8 protein-coding genes are annotated in these 10,906 nt (G+C 68.7%); all 8 read right to left on the reverse strand.

Features of this window, described 5'->3' with window-relative positions; all coding sequences use genetic code 11:
- Positions 1-16: 16 nt before the first annotated feature.
- Positions 17-2,167, reverse strand: a complete 2,151-nt coding sequence (locus tag BST13_RS36015; protein WP_083170725.1) for a substrate-binding domain-containing protein — start codon at positions 2,165-2,167, stop codon at positions 17-19.
- Positions 2,168-2,225: 58 nt separating this feature from the next.
- On the reverse strand, positions 2,226-4,424 hold the full coding sequence (locus BST13_RS36020) for a malate synthase G (protein ID WP_083170726.1): 2,199 nt from the start codon (positions 4,422-4,424) through the stop codon (positions 2,226-2,228).
- A gap of 126 nt (positions 4,425-4,550) precedes the next feature.
- Positions 4,551-5,018, reverse strand: a complete 468-nt coding sequence (locus BST13_RS36025) for a hypothetical protein (protein ID WP_083170728.1) — start codon at positions 5,016-5,018, stop codon at positions 4,551-4,553.
- Between the two features lie 46 nt (positions 5,019-5,064).
- Complete coding sequence (locus BST13_RS36030; protein WP_083170730.1) at positions 5,065-5,961, reverse strand: 3-methyladenine DNA glycosylase; 897 nt, start codon at positions 5,959-5,961, stop codon at positions 5,065-5,067.
- Positions 5,954-7,012: a hemolysin family protein gene (locus BST13_RS36035; RefSeq protein WP_083170731.1), complete on the reverse strand. Its 1,059-nt coding sequence runs from the start codon at positions 7,010-7,012 to the stop codon at positions 5,954-5,956. Before BST13_RS36035 ends, BST13_RS36030 begins: the two co-directional genes overlap by 8 nt.
- Positions 7,005-8,378: a hemolysin family protein gene (locus BST13_RS36040; RefSeq protein ID WP_083170733.1), complete on the reverse strand. Its 1,374-nt coding sequence runs from the start codon at positions 8,376-8,378 to the stop codon at positions 7,005-7,007. The genes BST13_RS36035 and BST13_RS36040 overlap by 8 nt, the downstream gene beginning before the upstream one ends.
- A 233-nt stretch (positions 8,379-8,611) precedes the next feature.
- The gene (locus BST13_RS36045) at positions 8,612-10,048 is read right to left on the reverse strand and encodes a GuaB1 family IMP dehydrogenase-related protein (protein WP_083170734.1); all 1,437 of its coding nucleotides are present in this window, start codon (positions 10,046-10,048) and stop codon (positions 8,612-8,614) included.
- A gap of 14 nt (positions 10,049-10,062) precedes the next feature.
- On the reverse strand, positions 10,063-10,906 hold an 844-nt coding region (locus tag BST13_RS36050), incomplete at its 5' end, for an NADP(+)-dependent, decarboxylating phosphogluconate dehydrogenase (RefSeq protein WP_483869188.1).

A 10,906-nucleotide genomic window follows, 5' to 3' on the forward strand; every position in this document is an offset into this window, starting at 1 on the left:
CACCTCTTTTGCCGGGTCAGCTCAGCATGGTGGCCACGGCAGCGGCCAGTTCGGGGGAGGCCGAAGTGGTCAGGTGCTGATACTTGCCGCCGGTGGTCTGCGCGACCGCTTCCCAGGTGTCCCGATCGGTCTCGCCGCCGAAGTCGATGACGTTCACCGCGACCGGGTGTGCCGGGTCGAACGCTCCGCGGATGTAATCCTGCAGGCCCTGCCCGCCGAGACTCTGGTCGGTGTGCGGGCCGGTGGTGATCACCAGGATCGAATTGTGTTTGCCATCACGGAAGTTCGACGTCGCGTCGGTGTAGATGAGCCGCAGCGTGGTGAACGACACCGCACCCCCGCCCGAGGCCGTCTGCTCGTCGAGAGTCGAGCTGAGCGCCTGCGAGCGGGGTTCGCCGCCGACCTGGTCGGACAACGGGCCCCTGGAGACCGCAGAGCGGCCCTCGGTGCCGTCGAACGTCCACAGGCCCACCTCGGAGCTCGCAGGCAGTGCCTTGAGCCGCGAGTTCAGTGCCGCAGCCACATTCGCCAGCCGGGACTTGCCACCCTCGTCGGTGGGCATCGACTGGTCCAGCATGATCGTCACCGCCGGGCTGGTCGACGGCGTGGCCATCGCGTTGGCGAGGGTGACTCGCATCGTGTTGTCGCCGACCGACAGTGGTGCGCTGACGGGCGCGAACTTGGTCACGTCACTGGACGGCGCCGACGTGCCCTCGGCCCGGAAGCCGGCCTTGGCGAGCTCGCCGAGCTGCTCGGGTTTACGCATGAACCGCGCGAATTCGCTGGCGGCCGTGACCTGTTCCTGCGACAACCAGTCTCCGGTCAACAGCACCGTCGGGTAATCCGCCATCGCGGTGGGGCCCGGGGGCACCCAACCGGCAAGATCACTCTTGGCGTCGCTGAGCGAGCCGGCGCGCTGGAACAGTTGCTGCTCGGTGGTGACGACCGCATGCACGGGTGCACCCGCCGGGTCCGTCGCCTTGAGCATGGCGTCGAAAGCCGTTCCCAGCTCGGCATTGTCGAGCTTGGGCGCTCCGCCGATCAGCGTGTTGACGGCGCCGAGCCCGGCGCTGGCCGGTGCCCCCGACGGTGCCGAGGCCGCTGCCACCGCCTCGCCGGCCAGGTAGGCGGCGTCGCCGTTGTTGCGGGTGGGCAGAGCCAGTTTCAGCGGGCCCCAGCCGTTCAGTTTCAGATCGTTCAGGGCGTTCTGGTTGCTCTGCAGGTTCGGCAGAGTCGACCAGTTCTGCTGCGCCAACGCATCTTTGAGCTGTGGCGGCACTGCGAGCAGCACAGGTGAGGTGACGAGGGAGCGGCTGTCGCTGACGGTCTTGGCGCCCGCGGTGGCCTCGAGCCGTGCCTCGGAGACCCCGCTGGCCGGGATCCACAGGGCAGGCCTGTCACCCAGGTCCTTGGGCCACGCGTTGGCGAAACCGCTGACAACTTGGTCGGATTCGGCCGACTTGACCTGCACCTTGACGCAGCGGTCGCCGATCGGGTTGGCCGACCCGTTGTACTTGTCGGCCAGGGTTTCGACGGTCGGGGAGATGGTCGGATCGGCGATGACGGCCACCGCCAGGTCACCGTCGACGCAGCGGGCCGCGGCGGCGTCCTTGCGGCTGGAGAGCACGTCACCGAAGAACCGCCACAGGATGACCACGGCCACGATCGCGACGACGCCGACGAGCGCCGCGATCACGCCGACGCTGACACCGCGTCGTCCGGTCGAGACGGCGCGGTGGCTGCCGGTCCATTCGCCGCCGTCCCAGTCGCCGCCGTGTTGGCGACCGTTGGGCTGACGGCGGCCGACGGCACTGAACTGTGTTGTCGGCGCGTCGCGATCGACGTCTGCGTCGTCGTCGGCGTAATCGTCGTCATCGGGATAGCCCGCGTACCCCGCATCGTCGTACTCGGCGTCGCCGTACGGATCCTCGTACTCCGAATCCCGGTAGCGCGGACCGTCATCCGCAGCGGCGCGGTCGTCGTACCGGCCGTCGTCCGCCCGCCGGTAACCCGAATCACGGGACCCGGACGGCCGCCGGTAACCGGGCCTGTCGTAGTCGTCCGAGTCGTAGCCGCCCGAGCTGTATCGACCCGACCGGTGACCCGGTTCGTGCTCGGGGTCGTCGGCCGAGTCTTCGGGGTCGTCGGGAATGCTGTGCCTACCCATCCCTAGCCTCTGTACTCGTCGCGTCGACCAAACGTCCGGTTCCGCCGCCGAAGTCTAGTCACTGCGCAGCAGTGCTCGCTTTGAACTCGCGGCGGCGGCGGTGCAGGATCGGTTCGGTGTAGCCGTTGGGCTGCGCCGCGCCCGACAGGATGAGTTCCTGGGCGGCCTGGAACGCGATGCTGGCGTCCGGGTTCGGGGCCATGGGCAGGTAGTCGGGATCGCCCGCGTTCTGCTCGTCGACCACGGCGGCCATGCGGCGCAGGCTGGTCTTGACGTCGTCGGCGGTGATCACGCCGTGGCGCAGCCAGTTGGCCAGCAGCTGACTGGAGATCCGCAGGGTGGCCCGGTCCTCCATGAGGGCGACGTTGTGGATGTCGGGCACCTTCGAACAACCGACGCCCGCGTCGATCCAGCGGACCACATAGCCCAGGATCGACTGGCAGTTGTTGTCGACCTCTTCGTGGATCTCCTCCGACGACCAGGTCAGGGACGAGTCGGCCAGCGGGATGGTCAGCAGGTCGTCGATCGACGCGCGCTCGCGCCCCGCCAGTTCCTTCTGCACCTCGAACACATCGACGGCGTGGTAGTGCATGGCGTGCAGCGTCGCGGCGGTCGGGGACGGCACCCACGCGGTGGTGGCGCCGGCCTTGGGCTGGCCGATCTTCTGCTCGACCATGTCGGCCATCAGCTCGGTCATGGCCCACATGCCCTTGCCGATCTGGGCCTTGCCGGACAGGCCTGTGGCGAGGCCGACGTCGACGTTGTTGTCCTCGTAGGCCTTGATCCACGGCTGGCTCTTCATGGCGCCCTTGCGGATCATCGGGCCGGCTTCCATCGAGGTGTGGATCTCGTCGCCGGTGCGGTCCAGGAAGCCGGTGTTGATGAACACCACGCGGTCGGCGGCGGCCTTGATGGCGGCCTTGAGGTTCACCGTGGTGCGGCGCTCCTCGTCCATGATGCCGACCTTGAGGGTGGCCTCGGGCAGGCCCAGCACGTCCTCGACGCGGCTGAACAGCTCACACGTGAACGCGACCTCGTCGGGCCCGTGCATCTTGGGCTTCACGATGTACACCGAGCCGGTGCGGCTGTTCTGCAGGGGACCGTTGGCGTCGCCGGTCTTCAATCCGTGCATGGCGATCAGGCCGGTGAACAGCGCGTCCTGGATGCCCTCGGGGACTTCCTTGCCCTCGGCATCGGTGATGGCGTCGTTGGTCATCAGGTGCCCGACATTGCGGACGAACAGCAGGCTGCGCCCGGGCAGCGTGAGCTCACCCTCGCCGTCAGGTGTGGTGAACGTGCGGTCGGCGTTGAGGACACGCGTGAAGGTCTTGCCGCCCTTGCTGACCTCTTCGGCCAGGTCACCCTTGTTCAGGCCCAGCCAGTTGCGGTAGCCCAGCACCTTGTCGTCGGCGTCGACGGCGGCCACGGAGTCCTCGAAGTCCATGATCGTGGTGATCGCGGATTCCAGGACGACGTCCTTGATGCCTGCGGCGTCGGTCGAGCCGATGGGGGAGTCGGGGTCGATGAGGATCTCGATGTGCAGCCCGTGGTGCTTGAGCAGCACCGACCACTGCGGCTGGCCGAGCTCACCGGTGTAGCCGACGAACTCCTCGGGCGCGGCGAGCCCCGTCGATAGGTCGTCGCCGTATTCGACCAGCAGCTGGCCCTCGTCGATCTTGAGCCCGGTGGCGTCGCTCCATGAGCCGGCGGCCAGCGGCACGGACTCGTCGAGGAACTTCCGCGCGTAGGCGATCACCTTGTCGCCGCGGATCTTGTTGTAGCCCGAACCCTTTTCGGCGCCGTCATCTTCACCGATGACGTCGGTGCCGTACAGCGCGTCATAGAGCGATCCCCACCGCGCGTTGGCGGCGTTGAGCGCGAACCGCGCGTTGAGGATCGGCACCACGAGCTGCGGGCCAGCCGTGGTGGTGATCTCGTCGTCCACGCCTGCGGTGGTCACGCTGAAATCGGCGGGCTCGGGCTGCAGGTAGCCGATCTCGGTGAGGAACTGCTTGTAGTCGGCCAGGTCGAAGGGCTCGATGACGTGGGCGCGGTGGTACTTGTCGATCTGGGCCTGCAGCTCGTCACGACGCGCGAGCAGCTCTTCGTTCTTGGGGGTGAGGTCGGCGACGACCTTGTCCACACCCGACCAGAAGGTGTCGGGATCTACCCCGGTGCCGGGCAGCGCCTCATTGGTGATGAAGTCGTGCAGCACCTTGGCGACCCTGAGGTTGCCCACCTTCACGCGATCGGTCATCAGTTCTCAATCCTTATTCCGGGATAGCGGCAATTTGCTCATCGTACCGGTCAGTAATTGCGGCGATGACGGGTGCGGCGCTGTTCGCGACGTCTCCAACACGTGTGCCGTTCGCTGGGAGTGCACCTACGGGGCCACGGGCTGAATGGATGACATGGCGCATGCAGCACCGGGCGGGTCGCCCTGCCAGTAGTGGACGACCAAAGTGTTTGCCGGGAAGGAGACGGCGAGGTCGTTCAGGGAGCGCGACGCGAAGGCCCGGCTCTTGGCGCGGCCGTACCAGTTGGGGTCGTCGGGGGCGATCGGAACGGTCACCTGGTCGAGCGTGTCGTCCCACTGCTTGACCGCGGGCGGGGGGTTGTCCCCGAACCCCTCGGATTTCCGGTAGGCGTCGAGCGGACCGCTCAGCGTGATCGGTGCGCCGCCGCCGGCAGGGGAGCCGGTGATGGTGCCTTGCGTGGCATCGGTGCTCACCGCCGTCAGCCTGACGGTGCCCGGAGCACATTGCGGACCGGCCTGAGCGGGCGCGAGGCCGACGGTTCCCGCCGTGCCCAGCAGCAGCGACGCCAACGCGGTCACGGTCGTTGCGCGCATGGATGGCCTCCCTGACTCGGAGCGTGTCAGCGCTCGTGCACCTTGGTTATCGCGTGCGGCCCCGCAATGTTTCGGAGTCCAGCGCTTCGAGCAGGGTGTCACACACACCGAGCAGCCGGGCCCGCAGCGGAGCGGCCCGCTCGGCGATGTCCTGCTGGGCGCGCACGTATTCGGCCCGCCCGGCAGGCGTTTCGATGGCGATCGGTGCGAAACCGTAGTCGTCGAGGTCGTACGGGCTGGCCCGCATGTCGACGGCGCGTGCCTCGGCGGCCAGCTCCAGGGCGTCCATGACCAGCTCGGAGGCCACCAGCGGGCCCAGCTTGTAGGCCCACTTGTAGCAGTCCATGGCGGCATGAATGCAGCCCGGCTGTTCGGTGCGGATCTGCGTCTCGCGGCTCAGTGGCTGCTCGTTGCGGGGGACGGCGGGTTCGGTGAAAAACCGGAACGCGTCGAAGTGGCTGCAGCGCAACGGCAGCGAGTCGACGACGGCATCGGTTCCGGCGGCGCCGAGCCGCAGCGGCACCTGACCGTGCCGCTTCTCCGGCGTGCGGTACACCATGGCCCACTCGTGCAGGCCGAAGCAGTTCAGCCGCGGCGGGCGGGTCGCCGTCGCGTGCAGCAGCTGCGCGATGAACCGGACCGTGTCCGCGCGTGCACTCAGATGCGTCGGCGTCACCCCGACCCCGGCTCCACGACTGCCGTAGCCGCTCGCGCCGAGATAACGCCGCGCCGCCGGGCCACCGAGCACGACGCCGAACCCCGGGTGCCAGCGGCGCAGTTGGCGCGGCCGCAGGCTGTAGTAGGTGAACAGGAAATCCCACACCGGATGCGCCTGGCCGTGTTCCTGGCGGCGCAGGTGGGGCTTCAGGAATCGGTCGGCGCGGCTGCGGTGCCGCTGCTCCCGTTCGGTCCAGTCCGCCTCGTCGAGCACCAGCTCAGACACGGTGGGTCCCGTCGCGCACGGTCCCGACGAGGTCCTCGACCAGGTCCTCCAGCGCCACCATGGCGGTGACGGCGCCGTCGGCCGCGTCATCGGTGACCAATGCCAGGTGGCTGTTGCTGCGCCGCAGCCGCGACAACGCGTCGGGCACCGGAAGGGACGCGGGCACCTGTGGCAGCGGCCGCACCATCGACACGTCGAGAACGGCCTCGGGATCGTCGACCTCCGGCAGCACGTCCTTGATGTGCAGGTAGCCGATGAACTCGCCGAACGAATCGGCCACCGGGAAGCGGGAGTAACCGGTTTCGGCGAGTGCCCGCTCGACGTCGCCGACCGTCGGGCCCGAGCCGGGGGCGGCGACGCGGATGGCGTGCATCTCCGACAGCGGCATCGCGACATCGGCGACCTTGCGGGTCCGGGTCTGCAATGCCCGGGTCAGCCGCAGGTGCTCCTCGGCGTCGAGCAGGCCCTCCGAGAGGGATTCGGCGATCATCTCCGAGAGCTCGACGGTCGAGACCGCGGACTCCAGCTCGTCGCGGGTCTCGACCCGGAACAGACGCAGCGTGGCGTTGGCGCACCAGTTGTAGAACGCGATGAACGGCCGGGCCGCGCGGATGTACACCAGATACGTCGGGATCAGCAGCATGGCCGCCGACTCCGGGCCTGCGATCGCGATGTTCTTCGGCACCATCTCGCCGAGCAGTACGTGCAGTGTCACCACGATCGCCAGCGACACGATGAACGACACCGTGTGCAGTACCGCGTCGGACACCCCGACGAGCTCGAACGGTTTGGACAGCAGATGGGCCACCGCGGGCTCGCCGACGCGGCCAAGCAGGATCGAACAGATCGTGATGCCCAGCTGCGATCCGGCGAGCATGAGTGACAGGTTCTCGCCGGCGCGGATCACGGTCACCGCACTGTGTTTGCCCTGCTCGGCCAGCGCCTGCAGCCGGTCGCGGCGCGCCGAGATGAGTGCGAACTCCGAAGCCACGAAGAACGCGTTGGCTGCCAGCAGCACGATCGTGAGCAGCACGCCGAAGACGTCACCCATGGTTGTCGTCTCCCGGTGCGGAGCGCGGGCCCAGTTCGGTCAGCTCGAGCAGGTCGATGCGGCGCCCGTCCATCCGGACCACCGTGGCCAGCCAGCGGGCGGGCTCGTCGCTCGGCTGGTCCGGGTCGAACGCCGTCAGCTCGACAGCCTCACCCGTCTCGGGAATGTGGCCGAGTTCCTGCAGCACCAACCCGCCGATCGTCTCGTATTCACCCTCGGGGGCGCGGAAACCGGTCTCGGTCGCGACCTCGTCGATGCGCAACAGACCCGAGACCTGCCAACCGCGGCCGGCCGGCACGACGTCCGGGGTGGCGTCGTCGTGTTCGTCGCGGACGTCGCCGACGATCTCCTCGATCAGGTCCTCGACCGTCACCATGCCCGCGGTGCCGCCGTACTCGTCGACCACCAGGGCGGTCTGCAGCCCGTTGGCCCGGATCTGGGCCATCACCGCATCGCCGTCGAGCGCCGACGGCACCCGTGCGACGGGCAGCGCCAGCGCGGCCAGCCGCGTACGGGCGCGTTCCTCCCGAGGGACGGTGAAGATCTGTTTGACGTGCACCACGCCGATGGTCTCGTCGAGGTCACCCTCGACGATGGGGAACCGCGAGTAGCCCGTCCTGATCGCGACCTCAAGCAGGTCGGTGACGGTCTCGTGGGCTTCGAGCGCCTCGATCTTCGACCGTGGTGTCATGAGCTCCTCGGCGGTGCGTTCGCCGAACTGCAGCGACCGGTCCACGAGCAGCGCCGTCGTCGCATCCAGCGAACCGCTGCGCGCCGAATTACGCACCAGCGAGGCCAGTTCCTGACCCGAGCGGGCCGAGCGCAATTCCTCGGCCGGCTCGATGTCCAGCCGGCGCAGGATCCAGTTCGCGGTGCCGTTCGTCATCCGGATGACCGGGGTGAACAGGGTCGAGAACAGCAGCTGGAACGGGGCTGCGGCGCGAGCCGTCGGGACCGGGCGGGCCACCGCGAGGTTCTTGGGCACCAGCTCGCCGAACACCATCGACAGTGACGTGGCGATCACCACGGCGAAGAACAGCGAGAGGCCACTCGAGATGTTGGCAGGGATGCCCAGCGCGTCGAGACCGGGGCGGATCAGCCGGCCGACGACGGGTTCAGCCAGATAACCGGTGGCCAGCGTGGTGATCGAGATGCCGACCTGGGCACCGGAGAGCTGGAAGGACAAGGTCCGATGGGCGCGGCGGACCATCTGGTCGCGGCGGTCACCGGTGCGGGCGTTGGCCTCGACGGTGCTGCGTTCCAGCGCGGTGAGCGCGAACTCGGCAGCGACGAAGATCGCGGTACCGGCGGTGAGCAGAACGATCGCCAGGATCGAGAGCAGCGAGAAGACCAGGTCGGAGCTCATCGGGTCCTCGCCGGCGGGGCGCCGGGCAGAAGGCCCGGCCGACTAGTAGAGGGGTCGCCCGTGTCGGCGTCCGAAGCTGTCTGCTGTTCCGCGGAGAAGGCCGGTTCAGAACCGGAGGCCTCAGCGGGTGCCTGCGGCACGTGAACCCTTTCGGTCGGATGGCGCAGCGAAATCTGGCCAGCAGTGAATGCGATGAGCGTCCATCTTATCGCGGCCACGAGCAGCCGGTTGCGTCACCAACCGCTGGGCAGCGGATGCCCCTCGGCGAAACCGGCCGCCGACTGCACCCCGAGCACCACTTTCTCGTGCAGCTCGGGCAGGGTGGCAGCACCCACGTAGGTGCACGTGCTGCGCACGCCCGAGGTGATGTGGTCGAGCAGGTCCTCGACACCACCACGCGCGGGATCGAGCCCCATCCGGGAGGTCGAGATGCCTTCCTCGAACAGCGCCTTGCGGGCGCGGTCGAACTGGCTGTCGCCCGCGGTACGGGCTGCCACGGCGCGTTTGGACGCCATGCCGTAGCTCTCCTTGTACGGCCGGTCGTCGCGGTCGCGCAGCAGATCGCCGGGAGATTCGTAGGTGCCGGCGAACCACGAGCCGATCATCACGTTCGACGCGCCTGCGGCCAGCGCCAGCGCCACGTCCCGCGGATGACGCACCCCGCCGTCGGCCCACACGTGCGCACCGAGTTGCTTTGCCGCGGTGGCACATTCGACCACAGCCGAGAACTGCGGCCGGCCCACGCCGGTCATCATCCGGGTGGTGCACATGGCGCCCGGGCCGACCCCGACCTTGACGATGGTCGCGCCTGCCTCGATCAGGTCGCGGGTGCCCTCGGCGGAGACCACGTTGCCCGCCGCCAGCGGTACACCGAGATCCAGCGACGCCACCGCCTTGATGGCGTCGAGCATCTTGTGCTGGTGCCCGTGCGCGGTGTCGATGACGAGCAGATCGGCGCCTGCCTCGACCAGCGCGCGGGCCTTGCCCGCGACATCACCGTTGATACCGACGGCCGCGGCCACCCGCAGCCGCCCGGAGGCGTCGACCGCGGGCGCGTAGATGCCGGCCCGGATCGCACCGGTTCGGGTCAACACGCCGGCCAGGGTGCCGTCGGGCGCCGTGAGCACCGCGACATCGACCGGGGCATGTTCGAGCAGGTCGAACACCTGACGTGGTTCGGTGCCGACCGGGGCCGTCACGAAGTCGGACAACCCGACGTCGCGGACCCGGGCGAACCGGTCGACCCCGGCGCAGCCGGCCTCGGTGACCAGCCCGATCGGTCGGCCCTCGAACGTCACCACCGCCGCGCCGTGGGCTCGCTTGTGGATCAGCGCCATTGCGTCGGACACCGAATCTTCCGGGCCGAGCACCACCGGGGTGTCCGCCACCAGATCGCGACTCTTGACGAACTGGACGGTGTCGGCCACCGCGGTGATCGGCAGGTCCTGGGGGAGCACCACGATGCCGCCGCGTCGCGCGATGGTCTCGGCCATCCGGCGACCTGCCACGGCCGTCATGTTCGCCACGACCACCGGAATGGTCGTGCCGGATCCGTCGACGGTGGACAGGTCGACATCGAAGCGGGACGCCACGTCCGACCGGCCGGGAACGATGAACACATCGTTGTAGGTCAGGTCGTACGGCGGGGTGTGTCCATCCAGAAACTTCACGGCAACGAATCTACTCAGGCGGGGACTTCGCTGCGGTCGCCGCTCCAGAGGGTGTGGAATTTCTGGCCGGACTCGGCATCGGTGCGCCCGTAGGTGTGGGCGCCGAAGAAGTCGCGGAGGCCCTGGGTCAGCGCGGCGGGGAGGCGTTCGGTGCGCAGCGCGTCGTAGTACGACAGGGATGAGGAGAAGCCCGGGATCGGGATGCCGAGGGCGGTGGCGGTGATGACGACGCGGCGCCAGCTGTCGATGGCCGACTCGACCGCGTCGCGGAAGTACGGCGCGGCCAGCAGGGTCGCCAGCTCGGGTTCTTCGTCGAAGGCGTCCTTGATGCGGTTGAGGAACTTGGCGCGGATGATGCAGCCGCCGCGCCAGATGGTGGCCAGGTCGCCGGGGGTGATGTTCCAGCCGTATTCGGCGCTGCCGGCCTGGATCTGGTTGAACCCCTGGGCGTACGCGACGATCTTCGAGGCGTACAGGGCCTGGCGGACGTCTTCGATGAATTGCGTGCTGTCCGTTGGCTTGTCGCCGAGCTGTCCGGAAGCCAGCCCCACCGTGGCCTTGCGCTGCGGCACCGAGCCGGACAGCGCACGGGCGAACACCGCCTCGGCGATGCCGGTGACAGGCACCCCGAGGTCCAGTGCGGACTTGACGGTCCAGCGGCCGGTGCCCTTCTGCTCGGCCTCGTCGACGATGACGTCGACCAGCGGCTTGCCGGTCTTGGCGTCGACCTGGCGCAGCACCTCGGCGGTGATCTCGACCAGGTAGCTGTCGAGTTCGCCCTTGTTCCACTCGGCGAACACGTCGGCGATCTGCGGGGCGGTCAGGCCCAGGGCGTCGCGCAGCAGCTGGTAGGCCTCG

It is taken from the genome of Mycobacterium aquaticum (genome assembly GCF_002086485.1).
GTDB classification, from domain to species: domain Bacteria; phylum Actinomycetota; class Actinomycetes; order Mycobacteriales; family Mycobacteriaceae; genus Mycobacterium; species Mycobacterium aquaticum.

What these genes read in the sequence shown, in the direction of transcription:
- BST13_RS36015 (WP_083170725.1), bottom strand. Translation starts at nt 2,167, where the DNA reads ATGGGTAGGCACAGCATTCCCGACGACCCCGAAGACTCGGCCGACGAC.
- BST13_RS36020 (WP_083170726.1), bottom strand. Translation starts at nt 4,424, where the DNA reads ATGACCGATCGCGTGAAGGTGGGCAACCTCAGGGTCGCCAAGGTGCTG.
- BST13_RS36025 (WP_083170728.1), bottom strand. Translation starts at nt 5,018, where the DNA reads ATGCGCGCAACGACCGTGACCGCGTTGGCGTCGCTGCTGCTGGGCACG.
- BST13_RS36035 (WP_083170731.1), bottom strand. Translation starts at nt 7,012, where the DNA reads ATGGGTGACGTCTTCGGCGTGCTGCTCACGATCGTGCTGCTGGCAGCC.
- BST13_RS36040 (WP_083170733.1), bottom strand. Translation starts at nt 8,378, where the DNA reads ATGAGCTCCGACCTGGTCTTCTCGCTGCTCTCGATCCTGGCGATCGTT.